This window comes from Pseudomonas oplopanacis, assembly GCF_057128725.1.
The window spans coordinates 222,530-239,790 of the sequence record NZ_JBSKHV010000005.1 but is presented as its reverse complement, the minus strand read 5'-3'; the positions used below and the strand labels follow the sequence as shown (position 1 = coordinate 239,790).

The following is a 17,261-nucleotide window of genomic DNA, read 5'->3' as shown; positions in this document are numbered from 1 at the left end:
TGTCAGGCGACGAGGATTACGCGCCAGGAATGAAGTGCTTCTGCGCAGTACCACGCGCAATCAGGCGGGAGATGTAGTCGAGCTTCTGCGCGTCCTGATCCACGAAACGGAAGGTCAGTTGCAACCAGTCGCTGTCAGGTTTCGGCTCGTGGGCGACGACAGCGTGCAGGTAACCGTTGAGGCGGGCGACTTCAGCGTTCTCGCCCTGCTCCAGGTCGAGCACAGCGCTGTCGAGGATTTGTGGCAGCGTGTCGGTGCGCTTAACCACCAGCAGCGCTTCCTTGATGCTCAAGGCCTTGATCACGCATTGCTGGATGCCGCTCGGCAAGCGCAACTGGCCTTGACCACGACCGCTGGCAGGCGCTGCGGCGGCCGCAGTCCTGACGGGTGGGCTGTTGAGCAAACCGCGAGACGGTGCGGCAGCCGGCGTCGGTGCGACCACGGTTGGTTTGCCGCCGGTCAAGGCGCTGAGGGTATCGTTGCCGAAGGCCGAGTTCATTTTCGCCGGCGCGCCACTCATCAGGGCGTCCAGTTTGCCGACCTTGTTCAGCGCCTGCTTGACCTTGGTCAGCAGCTGTTCGTTGGTGAAAGGCTTGCTGACATAGCCGGAAACGCCGGCCTGAATCGCCTGGACCACGTTCTCCTTGTCGCCACGGCTGGTCACCATCACGAAAGGCATGGTCTTGAGGTGGTCCTGCTCGCGACACCAGGTCAGCAGTTCCAGGCCAGACATCTCGGGCATTTCCCAATCGCACAGGACCAGGTCGAAGGTCTCCTTCGCCAGCATGGCCTGAGCCTTTTTGCCGTTGATGGCATCTTCCGTGCGAATGCCCGGGAAGTAGTTGCGCAGGGCTTTCTTTACCAGGTCACGAATGAACGCTGCATCGTCCACCACCAACACGCTGATCTTGCTCATCCATCACCCCTCGAAAAAATCCCGGCAAGCATACCGTTTTGCTGATGGCACATTGCCAAAAACCTTCAGTCACGCCGGGACTTTTAGTTCGCGGGTGCTGCTAGTAACGTCGAAAACCACACACAAAAACGCCCGGCCAAAGGACCGGGCGTTTTTCTTGGGCAGTCTTACTTATCGTCAGCTTTGCCCGGAACATTAGCGGTTTCACCGCTTGTTCCTTCAACTTCTTCTTTCATGCGCTTGAGGCCCAGGTGACGCACGTCGGTGCCGCGCACCAGGTAGATCACCAGTTCCGAGATATTGCGCGCGTGGTCGCCGATCCTTTCCAGCGAACGCAGCACCCAGATAATGCTCAAGACCCGCGAGATAGAGCGTGGGTCTTCCATCATGTAGGTCGCCAGCTCACGCAGGGCGGTCTTGTATTCGCGGTCGATGATCTTGTCGTACTGCGCCACCGACAACGCCAGGTCGGCGTCGAAGCGGGCAAACGCGTCCAGTGCGTCACGCACCATGTTGCGCACCTGGTCGCCGATGTGGCGAACCTCGACGTAACCGCGCGGCGCTTCGCCTTCTTCGCACAGCTGAATGGCGCGGCGGGCAATCTTGGTCGCTTCGTCACCGATGCGCTCCAGGTCGATGACCGACTTGGAGATGCTGATGATCAGGCGCAAGTCAGAAGCCGCCGGCTGACGACGGGCCAGAATGCGCAGGCATTCTTCGTCGATGTTGCGTTCCATCTGGTTGATCTGGTCGTCGATCTCGCGAACCTGCTGGGCCAGACCGGAGTCGGCTTCGATCAGCGCGGTCACCGCGTCGTTGACCTGCTTTTCCACCAGCCCGCCCATGGCCAGGAGGTGGCTGCGTACTTCCTCCAGTTCGGCGTTGAACTGCGCGGAAATGTGGTGGGTAAGGCCTTCTTTACTAATCATGTTGGCGTCCTTGGAGCGTCCGGTAAGGTGCGGTGGGCCGCAGCGTCAGTTCAGTGAGCAACCACAGGCTTCCTAGCCGTAACGACCGGTGATGTAGTCTTCGGTCTGCTTCTTCGCCGGATTGGTGAACAGAGTGTCGGTGTCGCCGAATTCCACCAGTTTGCCCATGTACATGAACGCCGTGTAGTCGGAAACTCGCGCGGCCTGTTGCATGTTGTGGGTCACGATGACGATGGTGAATTTCGATTTCAGTTCGTAGATCAGCTCTTCGACTTTCAGCGTGGAGATCGGGTCGAGTGCCGAGCAGGGTTCGTCGAGCAGCAGCACTTCCGGTTCCACGGCGATGGTGCGCGCGATGACCAGACGTTGTTGCTGACCACCGGACAGGCCCAGTGCCGATTCGTGCAGACGGTCTTTGACCTCGTCCCACAGCGCCGCGCCTTTCAAGGCCCATTCAACGGCTTCGTCGAGGATGCGTTTTTTGTTGATGCCCTGGATGCGCAGGCCATACACAACGTTTTCGTAGATGGTCTTCGGGAACGGGTTCGGCTTCTGGAACACCATGCCCACGCGACGACGCAGTTCGGCAACGTCTTCGCCCTTGCGGTAGATGTTGTTGCCGTAGAGGTTGATCGCACCTTCGACACGGCAGCCATCCACCAGGTCGTTCATGCGGTTGAAGGTGCGCAGCAGCGTGGATTTACCGCAGCCGGACGGACCGATAAACGCGGTTACGCGTTGTTTCGGGATGTTCATGCTGACGTCGTACAGCGCTTGTTTCTCGCCGTAGAACAGGCTCAGGCCCGGCACTTCAATGGCCACGGTTTCCTGTTCGAGACTCAGGCTCTGTTTGTCGCGACCCAGCGCCGACATGTTGATGCCGTGGGTATGTGTTTCGTGCTGCATGGGAGGCTCCCTGTGCTAACAAATTCGGTTCGGTTGCCACAGGCCGAGCCTGCGGGTTACACAATTCTTTTCTTGTAGGAGCCGGCTTGCTGGCGATGCAGGCAACTCGGTCATCAGGTTCACCGCGGTGATGCCACCGCCAGCAAGCCGGCTCCTACAGGGTTATCAGCTGTCTAGCGCTTTGTATTTCTCGCGCAGGTGGTTCCGGATGTAGACCGCCGACAGGTTGAGCGTGGCGATCACCAGCACCAGCAGCAGTGCCGTGGCGTACACCAGCGGCCGCGCGGCTTCGACGTTCGGGCTCTGGAAGCCGACGTCATAAATATGGAAGCCCAGGTGCATGATTTTCTGGTCAAGGTGAAGGTACGGGTAGTTACCATCCAGTGGCAGCGACGGTGCCAGTTTCACCACACCGACCAACATCAGCGGCGCCACTTCACCGGCGGCGCGCGCCACGGCGAGGATCATGCCGGTCATCATCGCCGGGCTGGCCATCGGCAGCACGATCTTCCACAAGGTTTCTGCCTTGGTCGCGCCGAGGGCCAACGAGCCTTCACGCACGGTGCGAGGAATCCGCGCCAGGCCTTCTTCAGTGGCCACGATCACCACCGGAACGGCCAGCAATGCCAGGGTCAACGAGGCCCAGAGCAGGCCCGGTGTACCGAAGGTCGGTGCCGGCAAAGCTTCAGGGAAGAACAAACGGTCAACCGAGCCGCCCAGTACATAGACGAAGAAGCCCAGGCCGAACACGCCGTAAACAATGGCCGGAACGCCCGCCAGGTTGTTCACCGCAATGCGGATGATGCGGGTCAAGACGTTCTGCTTGGCGTATTCACGCAGGTAAACCGCTGCCAGCACGCCGAATGGCGTCACGATCATCGCCATGATCAACGTCATCATCACGGTGCCGAAAATCGCCGGGAAGATCCCGCCTTCGGTGTTCGCTTCACGCGGGTCGTCGGACAGGAATTCCCAGACCTTGCTGAAGTAGAAGCCGACCTTGGTCATCGTGCCCATGGCGTTCGGCTGGTAAGCGTGAACCACCTTGCCGATGCTGATTTCGATTTCCTTGCCGTTCGCATCGCGGGCCGTGAGGCTGTCGCGGTTGAACTGGGCGTGCAGGTCATTCAGACGGGCTTCGATGTCTTGATAACGAGCATTCAGTTCGGCGCGCTCGGCATCCATGTCCGCTTGCGCGGCGGCGTCGAGCTTGCCGGCCAGTTCCAGTTTGCGACCGTGCAGGCGAATGCGTTCCAGACCCGAGTTGATCGCACCGATGTCGACTTTTTCCAGGGTCTTGAGCTGTGCCGCAAGCTTGTTCACGCGATCAACGCGCGCCTGCAGTTCCGGCCAGGCCGCTTCGCCTTCAGCGATGACTTTGCCGTCCTGTTTGACGTTGACCAGGTAGCCGTAGAAGTTGCCCCACTCGCGACGCTCGATGGTCATCAGCTCAGGCGGGGTTTTCTGGTTGGTCAGCCACTCGCCGACGATCCAGGTGAAGTCGTTGCCGTTCAAGTCACGGTTGCCGACCTTGATCAGCTCGCGGGTCATGAACTCCGGGCCCTGATCGGGCACCGGCAGGCCAGCGCTTTTCAGGCGCTCACGTGGCACTTCTTCCTTCTGTACCACTTCGCCGATGACCAGGTGATTGGCCTGGCCCGGCACGTCGTAGCTGGCGTGAATCAAATCCGCCGGCCAGAAGTGACCCAGGCCGCGCACGGCAATCACGGCCAGCAGGCCAATGGTCATGATGACCGCGATGGACACCGCGCCACCGCTGATCCAGACGCCCGGGGCGCCGCTCTTGAACCATCCATTCAGGGAGTTCTGTTTCACAGACTTCTACCTTTCTTAAAGCGACGAGTATTTCTTGCGCAGACGCTGACGAATCAGTTCTGCGAGGGTGTTCATGACGAAGGTGAACAGCAGCAGCACCAGCGCCGAGAGGAACAGCACGCGGTAGTGGCTGCCGCCGACTTCCGATTCGGGCATTTCCACCGCAACGTTGGCCGCCAGGGTGCGCAGGCCTTCGAACAGGTTCATTTCCATGACCGGGGTGTTACCGGTGGCCATCAACACGATCATGGTTTCACCGACCGCACGGCCCATGCCGATCATCAGTGCCGAGAAGATGCCCGGGCTGGCGGTGAGGATCACCACGCGGGTCATGGTCTGCCACGGCGTAGCGCCGAGGGCCAGGGAACCGAGGGTCAAGCCACGCGGCACACTGAACACGGCGTCTTCGGCGATGGAGTAGATGTTCGGGATGACCGCGAAGCCCATGGCCAGGCCGACTACCAGTGCGTTGCGCTGGTCGTAGGTAATGCCCAGGTCGTGGGAGATCCACATGCGCATGTCGCCGCCGAAGAACCAGGTTTCCATGTACGGGCTCATGTACAGCGAGAGCCAGCCCACAAACAGGATCACCGGGATCAGGATCGCGCTTTCCCAGCCGTCCGGCACTTTCAGGCGGATCGACTCAGGCAGGCGACTGAAGGTGAAACCGGCCACCAGGATGCCGATCGGCAGGAGCATCAGCAGGCTGAAGATACCCGGCAAATGCCCTTCTACATAGGGTGCGAGGAACAGGCCAGCGAAGAAACCAAGGATCACCGTCGGCATCGCTTCCATCAGCTCGATCACCGGCTTGACCTTGCGGCGCAGGCTCGGGGCCATGAAGTAAGCGGTGTAGATTGCCGCAGCAACGGCCAGCGGTGCCGCCAGCAGCATGGCGTAGAACGCAGCTTTCAAGGTACCGAAGGTCAGCGGAGACAAGCTCATCTTCGGTTCGAAGTCAGTGTTGGCAGCGGTCGATTGCCAGACGTATTTAGGTTCGTCGTAGTTCTCGTACCAGACCTTGCTCCACAACGCGCTCCACGACACTTCCGGGTGCGGGTTGTCCAGCAGCAGCGGCTGAATCTTGCCGCCCGCTTCGACGATGATGCGGTTGGCGCGTGGCGACAGACCGAACAGGCCCTGGCCTTCCACGACCTGATCCACCAGCAAGGTGCGGTGAGCGGTACTGTGGAACACGCCGAGCTTGCCGGAAGCGTCGAGGGCAACGAAGCCTTTGCGACGTTCTTCAGCACTGATTTCAACAATCGGCGTGGTGCCCATCTGGAAGGTACGAATCTGCTTCAGGCGCAGCTCGCCATCGGGATCGCGCGCCATGAACCACTGGGCCAGACCACCTTTGGAGTCGCCGAGGATCAGCGAGATACCGCCCACCAGTTGGGTACTGGCAGTGATTTGCGCTTCGCCGTCTTCAAGCAGTTTGTAGCGACCGTTGAGGCTCTTGTCGCGCAGGCTGAACACATCGGCCTGAGCACGACCGTTAATGACGTACAGCCACTGCTGACGCGGGTCGACGAAGATGTTCTTCACCGGCTCGTTCATCTGCGGCAGGTCGATACGCTTCTGCTCGTTGGTGACTTCACCGGTCATCATGTTTTCTTCGCTGGTCAGCGACAAAACATTGAGTTGCGAACCGGTCGCGCCCACCAGCATCAGCGTCGAATCGTTGGCGTTGAGGCTGACGTGTTCCAGCGCGCCACCGGCTTCGTTCAGTGCAATCGGCGTCTCGCCGTACGGGTATTCAACCGCTGGCGTGATGGTTTTCTTGCCGTCCGGGTAGCTGACTTTATAGGTGTGACGGAACACCAGTGCCTGGCCGTTGGACAGACCCACAGCCACCAATGGATGGCCCGGCTGGTCTTCACCAATGGAGGTCACGCTGACACCGGCCGGAAGCGGCAGATCGACGCGCTTGAGTTCAGCGCCACTGTCGATATCAAAGAACAGCGCCTGGCCCTTGTCGGAAACCCGCATGGCGACCTGGTTCTGTTCTTCGAGGGAGATCATCAACGGCTTGCCGGCATCTTGCATCCAGGCGGGCGTGATGGAGTCTTTGGCGGTCAGGTCGGCACCCTGGAACAGGGGCAAGACGACGTAAGCAAGGAAGAAGAAAATCAGTGTGATCGCGCCGAGGACAGCGAGGCCGCCAATAAGGACGTACCAACGAGTCAGACGATCTTTGAGCGCGCGAATGCGGCGCTTGCGTTGCAGCTCAGGCGTATTGAAATCAATTCGCTTGGGGGGATTCGTAGTCATGGTGGAATTGGCCAGATCATTCATGCGCACACCCTAGCGATCCTGTATGACAGAAAGATGACAATGCAGTGACGCAACAAGTCCGCCGCCAGCGGGAACTGGCAGAGGACCGGAAATTTGGGGGTGTGGGAGCAAGAGCCTTGGCTTGCCGGGACACCGGGTTACGGCCATCGCGGGCAAGCCACGCTCCCACAGGATCCGAGGTTAACCTCGAATCAGTTTGTTACTTTTTTGCGACTTCAGCGCCGCCTTCCGCCAGACCCAGGTCAGCCAGTGCTTTGGCTGCGACTTTGGCTGGCAGTGGGATGTAGCCGTCTTTCACGACAACTTCCTGGCCCTGTTTGGACAGAACCAGCTTCACGAACTCGGCTTCCAGCGGGGCCAGAGGCTTGTTCGGGGCTTTGTTGACGTAAACGTAGAGGAAACGCGACAGCGGGTATTTGCCGTTCAGTGCGTTTTCTTCGCTGTCTTCGATGAACTCAGTGGTGCCTTTCTTGGCCAGAGCCACAGTCTTCACGGAAGCGGTTTTGTAGCCGATGCCCGAGTAACCGATGCCGTTCAGCGAGGAGCTGATCGACTGTACGACCGAAGCCGAACCCGGTTGTTCGTTGACGTTTGGCTTGTAGTCGCCTTTGCACAGGGCTTCTTCTTTGAAGTAGCCGTAGGTGCCGGATACCGAGTTACGACCGAACAGTTGAACCGGCTTGTTGGCCAGGTCACCGGTCACACCCAGGTCACCCCAGGTTTTGACGTCGGTTTTAGCGCCGCACAGACGAGTGGACGAGAAGATCGCGTCGACTTGTTCCATGGTCAGGTGCTGGATCGGGTTGTCTTTGTGAACGAAGACAGCCAGGGCGTCCACGGCAACCGGGATAGCGGTTGGCTTGTAGCCGTACTTCTGCTCGAAGGCAGCCAGTTCGGTGTCCTTCATTTTGCGGCTCATCGGGCCCAGGTTAGAGGTGCCTTCAGTCAGCGCAGGTGGCGCAGTGGCGGAGCCAGCGGCCTGAATCTGGATGTTTACGTTCGGGTATTCTTTTTTGTAGTTCTCAGCCCAGAGGGTCATGAGGTTGGCCAGGGTATCGGAGCCGACGCTGGACAGGTTGCCCGACACACCAGTGGTCTTGGTGTAGCTCGGGATCGACGGGTCAACAGCGGCGAACGCGTTGGCAGTCGCAACGCCAGCAGCGACAAAAGTCATTGCCGCCATCAAACGCTTCAGTTTCATGCCTTACTCCTAGCAGATAGGGTGTGTTAAGTCGGGGCCAAGTATCAGCAGGCCGTGTGAACACTCTATGGCTGAAATATGACAATTGGATGAAAGGCCAGCATTCTGCTTTTTTGCAGGATATTTCGAGTCGCCCCCATCGCGAGCAAGCTCGCTCCCACAAGGAAATGCATTCCACTGTGGAAGCGAGCCTGCTCGCGATGAGGCCAGTCCAGTCGATAAAAAAGTCGACTTAACGACCCTTCTTCCAAAGATACCCACCCACCACAATCCCGACCCCGCAAATGATCGCCACATAGTAAGCAGGCCCCATCGGGCTTTCCTTCAGCAGCAACGTCACCACCATCGGCGTCAAGCCACCGAAAATCGCGTAGGCCAGGTTGTACGAGAACGACAACCCGCTGAACCGCACCACCGCCGGGAAGGCCTTCACCATCACGTACGGCACCGCGCCGATGGTGCCCACCAGCAAACCGGTCAAGGCATACATCGGGAACAGCCAGTCCGGGTGATTGAACAGGCTGTGATAGAACGTCCACGAGCTGATCAGCAACGCCGCGCTGCCAAACACGAACACCCGCCCGGCACCAAAACGATCCGCCAGCGCACCGCTAGCCACACACCCAAGGCTCAGGAACACAATCGCCACGCTGTTGGCCTGCAACGCCGTGGTCGGTGAGAAGTGGTAAACGGTCTGCAGCACGGTCGGGGTCATCAGGATGACCACGATGATGCCGGCGGACAGCAGCCAGGTCAGCAGCATGGAAATCAGGATCGCGCCGCGATGGTCACGCAGTACGGCACGCAGCGGCACTTCTTCGGCCAGGGCTTTGCGCAGTTGCAGTTCGGCGAACACCGGGGTTTCGTGCAGCCAGCGGCGCAGGTACACGGAGAACAGGCCGAACACGCCACCCAGCAGGAACGGGATCCGCCAGGCGTAATCGGCCACTTCTCCCGAGGTATAAATACTGTTGATTGCCGTAGCGACCAAGGAGCCCAGCAGAATGCCCGCCGTCAGACCGCTGGTCAGGGTGCCGCAGGCGTAGCCGATATGCCGTTGCGGCACGTGTTCGGAAACGAAGACCCATGCGCCCGGCACTTCACCGCCAATCGCCGCGCCTTGAATCACCCGCATCAGCAGCAGGAGGATTGGTGCCCACATGCCAATCTGCGCATAAGTCGGCAGCAAACCCATGATCAGGGTCGGCACCGCCATCATGAAAATGCTCAGGGTGAACATCTTCTTGCGTCCCAGCAGGTCGCCGAAGTGCGCCATGACGATGCCGCCCAATGGCCGCGCCAGGTAGCCGGCAGCGAAAATGCCGAAGGTCTGCATCAGCCGCAGCCACTCGGGCATGTCCGCGGGGAAGAACAGTTTGCCCACCACCGTGGCGAAGAACACAAAGATGATGAAGTCGTAAAACTCCAGCGCGCCGCCCAGGGCAGACAGCGATAAAGTCTTGTAGTCGTTGCGGGTCAACGGGCGTGTGGGTTGAGTCGGCTGCGCGATGCTCGAGGGCGCTGTGGTCATGGCAAGGGCTTCTCTTATAGTCGAATCTGCAACCTCAACAACGCTGGCGGAGGCTTGGGCAGGTCCGGCACCATAGCAAATTGTTCGAAAAAGCACATAGAGGCGCGTTTTTGACGGTCAAAATGAGAACCCGGCGGTCGTCTCGGAGTCTACCGACCGATATACTCGGGATCTTGCAACAGTTTGAAAGGGTTGCTGTGCGAAGACGCTGCTGGCTCTACCAGTCGATTTCGCAGAGTTTCCCTTTAGGCGCCTTACGAAAAACGTGACGAACGTAGTATGTTCGGGGCTGAATCGTTTTTCTTGAAAGCGGCTATTCACCTGAAGTACCAACGAAGAGTCACGGGTCAGAGGCACCCCCGGCATGATAGAGCTCGAACAAGAAGATCCAATCCCGCAAGGCGACCTGGCCCTGCAAATCACCGCGCTTCCTCGCGAAACCAACGGCTTCGGCGATATTTTCGGCGGCTGGCTGGTGGCGCAGATGGATTTGGCCGGCACCGCCATGGCCAGCAAGGTTGCTGGCGGACGCGTTGCCACCGTTGCGATTGATCGCATGGCGTTCCTGGTTCCAGTGGCGGTGGGCGCCCAGCTCTCCTTTTATACCCAGGCCCTGGAAATCGGCCGCAGCTCGATCAAGATGATGGTCGAGGTCTGGAGCGACGACCCGCTGTCCAGCGAGTGGCGTAAAGTGACAGAAGCGGTGTTTGTGTTCGTCGCCATCGACGGCAGCGGCCGTACTCGCTCGGTTCCGCCTCGCGCACGTTAAACGCTACGGCGGTTTTGCGGTCCATTGCAGTCATTGTTCCCGATCGAGAGTTGTCCCATGAACACGCCCAACGTTGAAGCCGTGAAACTGGATGAACTGAACTGCTGGCGCATCCGCCACGGCCAGGCTGAATTGCTGGTCGCCCAGCAAGGCGCGCACATCCTCAGTTATCAATTGGCCGGCCAACCGCCGCTGATCTGGCTCAACGATGAGGCGGTGTTCAAGACCGGCAAGAGCATCCGCGCCGGCGTGCCGGTGTGCTGGCCGTGGTTCGGCAACTTTGCACGCAACCCGCAGAGCGTCCAGGCGATGCGCGTCAGCCATGAAGCGCCGAGCGCCCACGGTTTTGTCCGGGCGATGGACTGGGAGCTGGGCGGCATCGAGGCCGAAGGCGAAAGCCTCAAGGTGGAGTTTGTCCTGCCCTACCCTGAAGGTGGCTTTGCGCAGTGGCCTCATCAGGTGGATTTGAAGCTGAGCATTCGTCTGGATGAGCAACTGCACATCAGCCTGACCAGCCATAACCAGGGCACGGATACCGTCACCCTCAGCCAGGCGCTGCACAGCTATTTCGCGGTCAGCGATGTACGCAACGTGCACGTTGAAGGGCTGGATGGCTTGAGCTACATCGAGACGCTGGATGACTGGAAAACCGTCACTCAGTCTGGTGATTTGCATTTTACCGGCGAGACCGATCGCATCTACCTCGACGCCCCGCCACTACTAAGCATCGTCGACCCGGCCTGGGAACGACGCATCGAGCTGACCAGCCAAAATTCGCGCAACGCAGTGATCTGGAATCCATGGATCGAGCGCGCAGCGGCCTTCAGCGACATGGCCGACGATGGCTGGCAGCGCATGTTGTGCATCGAGACGGCGAATGTGATGGATGATGTGGTGACACTGGCGCCAGGTGCCAGCCATACCCTCGGCGTAAGCATCGCCAGCAAACCTCTCTAAGCAACACCCCAAAACAACTGTGGGAGCGAGCCTGCTCGCGAATGCGGTGTGTCAGTCGACATTGATCCCGACTGACACTCCCTCTTCGCGAGCAGGCTCGCTCCCACATATTGGATCTTTGTCAGGCTTACTGGCGCGTTACAGATCCGATTCCTTCACTACCCGAACCTTCGCCGCATCCAGCGCATACGCCGCATCAGCCAGATCATTGTTGACCTTCTCGATCTTCAACGTGCCGGTCACCCACAGCGGCGTGTAGATATCATCCAGCTTCAACCCCTTCGGATAACGCACCAGCACCAACTGGTTTGGCGGCGGTGGCGGCACGTGGATGCAGGCGCCCGGGTACGGCACGAGGAAGAACAGCGTGCTGCGACCCTTGGCGTCGGACTCCAGTGGCACCGGGTAACCCCCGATGCGGATGTTCTTGTCGTTCATCGACGGCACGGTCTTGGTCGAATACATCACCGCCGGCAAGCCTTTGCTCTGCTTCATGCCACCTTTCGCAGTAAAGGTGCCATCGCCTTCGGGAGTGTTGTGATCGATTTCGGGCATGGCCTCGAGGGCTTTCTGGTCCGACTTGGGCATCAATTCCAGCCAGTCGGTTTCCGGCAGTTCGCCGGCATGGGCCAAACCACTGCCCAGAAAAAGGAGAGTCAACAGAAGACGGCGCATTGAGGTGCTCGGTAAAGGAAGGGCGATAAGTCGCCGAGCATTCTAGCCCTCTCTGCGTGCGGCGCAGAGGGGGCTTTGTCGCTTTGGATCAGTTCTTTTTGATCAAACCGTAGATCACCAACAACACCACCGCGCCAACCAGCGCACCGATGAAACCAGCGCCTTCGCCCGCATGGTAGATGCCCAGAGCCTGGCCGCCGTAAGTGGCCGCCAGCGAACCGCCGATACCGAGCAGGATGGTCATGATCCAACCCATGCTGTCATCGCCCGGTTTCAGGAACCGAGCCAGCAGGCCGACGATCAAGCCGATAAAGATGGTTCCGATAATTCCCATGGCATTTCCCTCTGAATGATTTGGATATGCCCAAAGCCTAGTCAGACTTTGGCATCCTGCCATGAGAGAACGGCGGTGCCTGAATGGTTCCGCCGCGGCCACATGAAACTATCTTATTCGGCGATGAGCGCTTCGACCTTGAGGATCTGCGCCGCCAGCGTCTCGCGGTCCGCACAGCGCAGGTTGGCGTGACCGACCTTGCGACCGGCCTTGAACGCCTTGCCGTAGTGGTGCAGATGGCAATCGGCAATCGCGATCACTTTCTCAACCGGCGGTACAACGCCGATGAAGTTGAGCATTGCGCTCTCACCGATTTTGGCCGTCGAGCCCAGCGGCAGACCGGCAACGGCCCGCAGGTGGTTTTCGAACTGGCTGCACTCGGCGCCTTCAGTGGTCCAGTGCCCGGAGTTGTGTACGCGCGGGGCGATTTCGTTGGCCTTGAGGCCACCGTCGACTTCAAAGAATTCGAACGCCATCACGCCGACGTAATCCAGCTGCTTGAGCACGCGGCTGGAATAGTCTTCCGCCAGGGCTTGCAGCGGATGATCGGTGCTGGCCACGGACAGCTTGAGGATGCCGCTGTCGTGGGTGTTATGAACCAGTGGATAGAAGCGGGTTTCGCCATCGCGAGCACGCACGGCGATCAGCGACACTTCGCCAGTGAACGGCACGAAGCCTTCCAGCAGGCAAGCGACGCTGCCCAACTCGGCGAAGGTGCCGACCACGTCTTCCGGTTTGCGCAGGACTTTCTGGCCCTTGCCGTCGTAACCCAGGGTGCGGGTTTTCAGCACGGCCGGCAGACCGATGGACGCCACGGCGGCGTCCAGATCGGCTTGCGACTGAATGTCGGCGAACGCCGGGGTCGGAATCCCCAGGTCCTTGAACATGCTCTTCTCGAACCAGCGATCACGGGCGATGCGCAGGGCTTCGGCGCTCGGGTAGACCGGCACGAATTGCGAGAGGAACGCCACGGTTTCGGCCGGCACGCTTTCGAATTCGAAGGTCACCAGATCGACTTCATCGGCGAGCTGACGCAGGTGATCCTGATCGCCGTAATCGGCCCGCAGGTGTTCGCCCAACGCGGCTGCGCAAGCATCCGGCGCAGGGTCCAGGAAAGCGAAGTTCATACCCAGCGGGGTGCCCGCCAGCGCCAACATGCGACCCAACTGGCCGCCACCGATTACACCGATCTTCATCGTCAACAACCTCAGGCGATGCGTGGGTCTGGATTGTCCAGGACGCTGTCTGTCTGCTCAGCGCGGAAAGTTTTCAGCACTTCGTGGAACTGCGGATGCTTGGCGCCCAGGATGCTCGCCGACAGCAGCGCGGCGTTGATCGCGCCAGCCTTGCCGATGGCCAGGGTCGCAACCGGAATGCCGGCCGGCATCTGCACGATGGACAGCAGCGAATCGACGCCGGACAGCATCGCCGACTGCACCGGTACGCCCAGCACAGGCAGGTGGGTCTTGGCCGCACACATGCCTGGCAAGTGGGCCGCGCCACCGGCACCGGCGATAATCACCTCAATGCCACGGGCCTCAGCCTCTTCGGCGTACTGGAACAGCAGGTCCGGGGTGCGGTGGGCAGAGACCACTTTCACCTCGTAAGGGATGCCGAGCTTTTCCAGCATATCGGCGGTGTGGCTAAGGGTGGACCAATCGGACTTGGAGCCCATGATCACGCCAACCAGTGCACTCATCGTCGTGCCTCTTCTCTCTGGGCGCCCGCAGGCGCGTCAAAAAACAACAAGCCACGCAGGATGCGTGGCTTGATTGTACGAATTATGGCCGGGCGAACCGGCCGAAGGCCGCGCAGTATACCGTAATGACACAGATAAACAGCCCCCGAAACGACCATCTGTCATACGGCGCAAAGGGCCGGTTTTATTGACTTGCGAGTCAGCCAACTACACCACAAATCCCTTGTGGGAGCGAGCCTGCTCGCGAAGGCGGTGTGACAGTCAACTTAGATGTTGAACATGAGTGCGCTTTCGCGAGCAGGCTCGCTCCCACAGGGATGGTCGGTGTGTTCAAGTGCCTTGCGCGGCGCCGCCTTCAAGTTTGCGCCACAGCAACCGCACGTTGGCCTTGCGCACCAGCGCGCAGCGGTACAGCCGAATCTCCAGCGGCACATGCCATTGCGGGCCGCCACACACCACCAGTTCGCCGCGAGCCAGTTCGGCGCGCACGCTGAGTTGCGGCACCCAGGCAATGCCCAAGCCTTCCAGCGCCATGCTTTTCAGGCTGTCGGCCATGGCGGTTTCATAAATAGTTGTGAAACGCAGCGCCCGCTGGCGCAACAGCATGTTGACCGAGCGACCGAGAAACGCGCCGGCGCTGTAGGCCAACAGCGGCACACTGCCCTCGCCTTCCAGATCGAACAACGGTTTGCCGTCCGCATCCGCCGCGCACACCGGGAGCATTTCGGTATGGCCGAGGTGCAGCGAAGGGAAGATTTCCGGGTCCATCTGCAACGCCGCATCCGGGTCATAGAACGCCAACATCAAATCGCAGCCGCCTTCGCGCAACGCGTGCACCGCGTCACCGACGTTGGTTGCGACCAGGCGCGTCGCGATGTTCAAACCTTCGTTACGCAGTTGCGCGATCCAACGCGGAAAGAAACCCAGCGCCAAAGAGTGAGCGGCGGCGACTTGCATCACTTCGCCCTGCCCGCCTTCGAGGTGATGAAGATGGCGCAGTACTTCGCCCAACTGCTCGACCACGGTCCGCGCCGTCACCAGAAACAACTGCCCCGCCGCCGTCAGCTCGATGGGCGTGCGCGAGCGATTGACCAGTTGCAGCCCCAGCGCGGCTTCAAGGCTGCGGATCCGCCGGCTGAACGCCGGTTGTGTCACGAAGCGGCGTTCCGCAGCCTGGGAGAAGCTGCGGGTGGCGGCCAGGGCGCTGAAGTCCTCAAGCCATTTACTTTCCAGATTCATCACGCCCTCCCGGACACGCACCAATTTAGGTCACACGCTTGCCGCACACGCGGCGTCACATGGGCATTATGCCGAATGTGCATAGGCCAGTGTTTAACAGCATTGGCCGAAAATTCTCCACAAGCCTAGCATTTGCGGTGTTCCGGCACAGACCGGGTCCATATCGAGATGATTTCTATCATGTCCTCCGCTGCATCTTTCCGCACAGAAAAAGACCTGCTTGGCGTACTCGAAGTACCTGCTCAAGCGTATTACGGCATCCAGACCCTGCGAGCGGTGAATAACTTCCGCCTCTCCGGCGTTCCGATTTCGCATTACCCGAAGCTGGTTGTCGGTCTGGCGATGGTCAAACAGGCCGCCGCTGACGCCAACCGCGAACTGGGTCACCTGAGCGAAGCCAAGCACGCTGCCATCAGCGAAGCCTGCGCACGTTTGATCCGCGGCGATTTCCACGAAGAGTTCGTGGTGGACATGATTCAAGGCGGCGCTGGCACTTCAACCAACATGAATGCCAACGAAGTCATCGCCAACATTGCTCTGGAGGCCATGGGTCACCAGAAAGGCGAATACCAATACCTGCACCCGAACAACGACGTGAACATGGCGCAGTCCACCAACGACGCCTACCCGACCGCGATCCGCCTGGGTCTGCTGCTGGGTCACGACGCACTGCTGGCCAGCCTCGACAGCCTGATCCAGTCGTTCGCCGCCAAAGGTGAAGAATTCAGCCACGTCCTGAAGATGGGTCGTACCCAGCTGCAAGACGCCGTGCCGATGACCCTGGGCCAGGAATTCCGTGCATTCGCCACGACCCTGGGCGAAGACCTGGCGCGTCTGAAAACACTGGCTCCTGAACTGCTGACCGAAGTGAACCTGGGCGGTACTGCGATCGGTACCGGCATCAATGCCGACCCGCGTTACCAGCACCTGGCCGTTCAGCGCCTGGCACTGATCAGCGGTCAACCGCTGGTGCCGGCCGCCGACCTGATCGAAGCCACGTCCGACATGGGCGCCTTCGTACTGTTCTCCGGCATGCTCAAGCGTACCGCGGTCAAACTGTCGAAGATCTGCAACGACTTGCGCCTGCTGTCCAGCGGCCCACGCACCGGCATCAACGAAATCAACCTGCCAGCGCGTCAGCCAGGCAGCTCGATCATGCCAGGCAAGGTCAACCCGGTTATTCCGGAAGCCGTTAACCAGGTGGCATTCCAGATCATCGGTAACGACCTGGCCCTGACCATCGCGGCCGAAGGCGGCCAGCTGCAACTGAACGTGATGGAGCCGCTGATCGCGTTCAAGATCTTCGACTCGATCCGTCTGCTGCAACGCGCCATGGACATGTTGCGCGAGCACTGCATCACCGGCATCACCGCCAACGAAGAGCGCTGCCGCGAACTGGTCGAGCACTCGATCGGCCTGGTCACCGCACTGAACCCGTACATCGGCTATGAAAACGCCACCCGCATCGCCCGTATCGCCCTCGAAAGCGGCCGCGGCGTGCTGGAACTGGTGCGCGAAGAAGGCTTGCTCGACGACGCCATGCTCGCCGACATCCTGCGCCCGGAAAACATGATTGCTCCACGTCTGGTTCCGCTTAAAGCCTGAACCGACGCGTTACTTGTAGCACCGCTCACCAGGTCGAGGGACTAGACACCTCTCACCTTTTGAGGGCTTGGGGATTTATCCCCAAGCCCTTTTTTTTAACTTTTTGGCAGCAAATGAATGTCTGGAGACTGAGAAATGTGGGAGCGAGTTCGCTCCCACAGAAAAGCAGTTCCCACATAACCTGGCGCAAAAATGTCAGGTGTTTCAAAGGCTTCGCGTTATCGCTTGCACCACAACTGTGCAGACGGACGGCACTCTCCTAGGTATAGTGCCGCCCCTCTTCGCATGAGCGGTCGTCGGTAACGAGGCCCAAACCCATGCGAAACCCGAACTAATAACAAACCTGCGAAATGGGACCGGGACGAA

General features: G+C 59.8%; 15 protein-coding genes. 3 read left to right on the top strand and 12 right to left on the bottom strand.

Annotated elements, in window-relative coordinates; translation table 11 throughout:
• Window positions 1-16: 16 nt before the first annotated feature.
• The 7 genes from ACWKV5_RS13390 to ACWKV5_RS13360 form a co-directional block, all read right to left on the bottom strand.
• Window positions 17-916 (bottom strand): response regulator, encoded by a 900-nt coding sequence (locus tag ACWKV5_RS13390; protein ID WP_483841620.1) that lies wholly within the window; start codon window positions 914-916, stop codon window positions 17-19.
• 167 nt (window positions 917-1,083) lie between these two features.
• Window positions 1,084-1,845, bottom strand: a complete 762-nt coding sequence (gene phoU / locus ACWKV5_RS13385) for a phosphate signaling complex protein PhoU (protein WP_008150055.1) — start codon at window positions 1,843-1,845, stop codon at window positions 1,084-1,086.
• 72 nt (window positions 1,846-1,917) lie between these two features.
• Window positions 1,918-2,751 (bottom strand): phosphate ABC transporter ATP-binding protein PstB, encoded by an 834-nt coding sequence (gene pstB, locus ACWKV5_RS13380; RefSeq protein ID WP_027926300.1) that lies wholly within the window; start codon window positions 2,749-2,751, stop codon window positions 1,918-1,920.
• Window positions 2,752-2,916: 165 nt separating this feature from the next.
• Entirely contained in the window at window positions 2,917-4,587 is a 1,671-nt protein-coding gene (gene pstA / locus ACWKV5_RS13375; RefSeq protein WP_483841619.1) for a phosphate ABC transporter permease PstA, read from the bottom strand.
• 15 nt (window positions 4,588-4,602) lie between these two features.
• The gene (locus ACWKV5_RS13370) at window positions 4,603-6,885 is read right to left on the bottom strand and encodes an ABC transporter permease subunit (protein ID WP_483841618.1); all 2,283 of its coding nucleotides are present in this window, start codon (window positions 6,883-6,885) and stop codon (window positions 4,603-4,605) included.
• Window positions 6,886-7,084: 199 nt separating this feature from the next.
• Window positions 7,085-8,086, bottom strand: a complete 1,002-nt coding sequence (locus tag ACWKV5_RS13365) for a phosphate ABC transporter substrate-binding protein PstS (RefSeq protein WP_483841617.1) — start codon at window positions 8,084-8,086, stop codon at window positions 7,085-7,087.
• Between the two features lie 232 nt (window positions 8,087-8,318).
• On the bottom strand, window positions 8,319-9,617 hold the full coding sequence (locus ACWKV5_RS13360) for an MFS transporter (RefSeq protein ID WP_483841616.1): 1,299 nt from the start codon (window positions 9,615-9,617) through the stop codon (window positions 8,319-8,321).
• Between the two features lie 364 nt (window positions 9,618-9,981).
• On the opposite strand from ACWKV5_RS13360, the gene ACWKV5_RS13355 reads away from it, so the two are divergent.
• Window positions 9,982-10,386 (top strand): acyl-CoA thioesterase, encoded by a 405-nt coding sequence (locus ACWKV5_RS13355; protein WP_007942704.1) that lies wholly within the window; start codon window positions 9,982-9,984, stop codon window positions 10,384-10,386.
• A gap of 57 nt (window positions 10,387-10,443) precedes the next feature.
• Entirely contained in the window at window positions 10,444-11,343 is a 900-nt protein-coding gene (locus tag ACWKV5_RS13350; protein WP_483841615.1) for a D-hexose-6-phosphate mutarotase, read from the top strand.
• A 138-nt stretch (window positions 11,344-11,481) separates the two neighbouring features.
• On the opposite strand, the gene ACWKV5_RS13345 is transcribed toward ACWKV5_RS13350, so the two are convergent.
• The 5 genes from ACWKV5_RS13345 to ACWKV5_RS13325 all read right to left on the bottom strand — a co-directional run bounded on the left by ACWKV5_RS13345 (window position 11,482) and on the right by ACWKV5_RS13325 (window position 15,290).
• Complete coding sequence (locus tag ACWKV5_RS13345; RefSeq protein ID WP_483841614.1) at window positions 11,482-12,018, bottom strand: DUF3299 domain-containing protein; 537 nt, start codon at window positions 12,016-12,018, stop codon at window positions 11,482-11,484.
• Window positions 12,019-12,106: 88 nt separating this feature from the next.
• Window positions 12,107-12,352, bottom strand: a complete 246-nt coding sequence (locus ACWKV5_RS13340) for a GlsB/YeaQ/YmgE family stress response membrane protein (protein WP_027926291.1) — start codon at window positions 12,350-12,352, stop codon at window positions 12,107-12,109.
• A gap of 113 nt (window positions 12,353-12,465) precedes the next feature.
• Entirely contained in the window at window positions 12,466-13,548 is a 1,083-nt protein-coding gene (locus ACWKV5_RS13335; RefSeq protein WP_483841613.1) for a 5-(carboxyamino)imidazole ribonucleotide synthase, read from the bottom strand.
• An 11-nt stretch (window positions 13,549-13,559) separates the two neighbouring features.
• A complete protein-coding gene (gene purE, locus ACWKV5_RS13330) occupies window positions 13,560-14,051 on the bottom strand; it encodes a 5-(carboxyamino)imidazole ribonucleotide mutase (protein WP_008030713.1) in 492 nt (163 codons plus the stop codon).
• A gap of 330 nt (window positions 14,052-14,381) precedes the next feature.
• The gene (locus ACWKV5_RS13325) at window positions 14,382-15,290 is read right to left on the bottom strand and encodes a LysR substrate-binding domain-containing protein (protein WP_027926289.1); all 909 of its coding nucleotides are present in this window, start codon (window positions 15,288-15,290) and stop codon (window positions 14,382-14,384) included.
• Between the two features lie 180 nt (window positions 15,291-15,470).
• Here ACWKV5_RS13325 and aspA point away from each other — a divergent pair, with 180 nt between their 5' ends.
• Window positions 15,471-16,895 (top strand): aspartate ammonia-lyase, encoded by a 1,425-nt coding sequence (gene aspA / locus ACWKV5_RS13320; RefSeq protein ID WP_027926288.1) that lies wholly within the window; start codon window positions 15,471-15,473, stop codon window positions 16,893-16,895.
• Window positions 16,896-17,261: the final 366 nt, after the last annotated feature.

Excerpts from the sequence above, each read along its gene's own strand:
- ACWKV5_RS13390 (WP_483841620.1), bottom strand. The coding sequence starts at position 916 with ATGAGCAAGATCAGCGTGTTGGTGGTGGACGATGCAGCGTTCATTCGT.
- phoU (WP_008150055.1), bottom strand. The coding sequence starts at position 1,845 with ATGATTAGTAAAGAAGGCCTTACCCACCACATTTCCGCGCAGTTCAAC.
- pstB (WP_027926300.1), bottom strand. The coding sequence starts at position 2,751 with ATGCAGCACGAAACACATACCCACGGCATCAACATGTCGGCGCTGGGT.
- ACWKV5_RS13370 (WP_483841618.1), bottom strand. The coding sequence starts at position 6,885 with ATGAATGATCTGGCCAATTCCACCATGACTACGAATCCCCCCAAGCGA.
- ACWKV5_RS13365 (WP_483841617.1), bottom strand. The coding sequence starts at position 8,086 with ATGAAACTGAAGCGTTTGATGGCGGCAATGACTTTTGTCGCTGCTGGC.
- ACWKV5_RS13360 (WP_483841616.1), bottom strand. The coding sequence starts at position 9,617 with ATGACCACAGCGCCCTCGAGCATCGCGCAGCCGACTCAACCCACACGC.
- ACWKV5_RS13355 (WP_007942704.1), top strand. The coding sequence starts at position 9,982 with ATGATAGAGCTCGAACAAGAAGATCCAATCCCGCAAGGCGACCTGGCC.
- ACWKV5_RS13350 (WP_483841615.1), top strand. The coding sequence starts at position 10,444 with ATGAACACGCCCAACGTTGAAGCCGTGAAACTGGATGAACTGAACTGC.
- ACWKV5_RS13345 (WP_483841614.1), bottom strand. The coding sequence starts at position 12,018 with ATGCGCCGTCTTCTGTTGACTCTCCTTTTTCTGGGCAGTGGTTTGGCC.
- ACWKV5_RS13340 (WP_027926291.1), bottom strand. The coding sequence starts at position 12,352 with ATGGGAATTATCGGAACCATCTTTATCGGCTTGATCGTCGGCCTGCTG.
- ACWKV5_RS13335 (WP_483841613.1), bottom strand. The coding sequence starts at position 13,548 with ATGAAGATCGGTGTAATCGGTGGCGGCCAGTTGGGTCGCATGTTGGCG.
- purE (WP_008030713.1), bottom strand. The coding sequence starts at position 14,051 with ATGAGTGCACTGGTTGGCGTGATCATGGGCTCCAAGTCCGATTGGTCC.
- ACWKV5_RS13325 (WP_027926289.1), bottom strand. The coding sequence starts at position 15,290 with ATGAATCTGGAAAGTAAATGGCTTGAGGACTTCAGCGCCCTGGCCGCC.
- aspA (WP_027926288.1), top strand. The coding sequence starts at position 15,471 with ATGTCCTCCGCTGCATCTTTCCGCACAGAAAAAGACCTGCTTGGCGTA.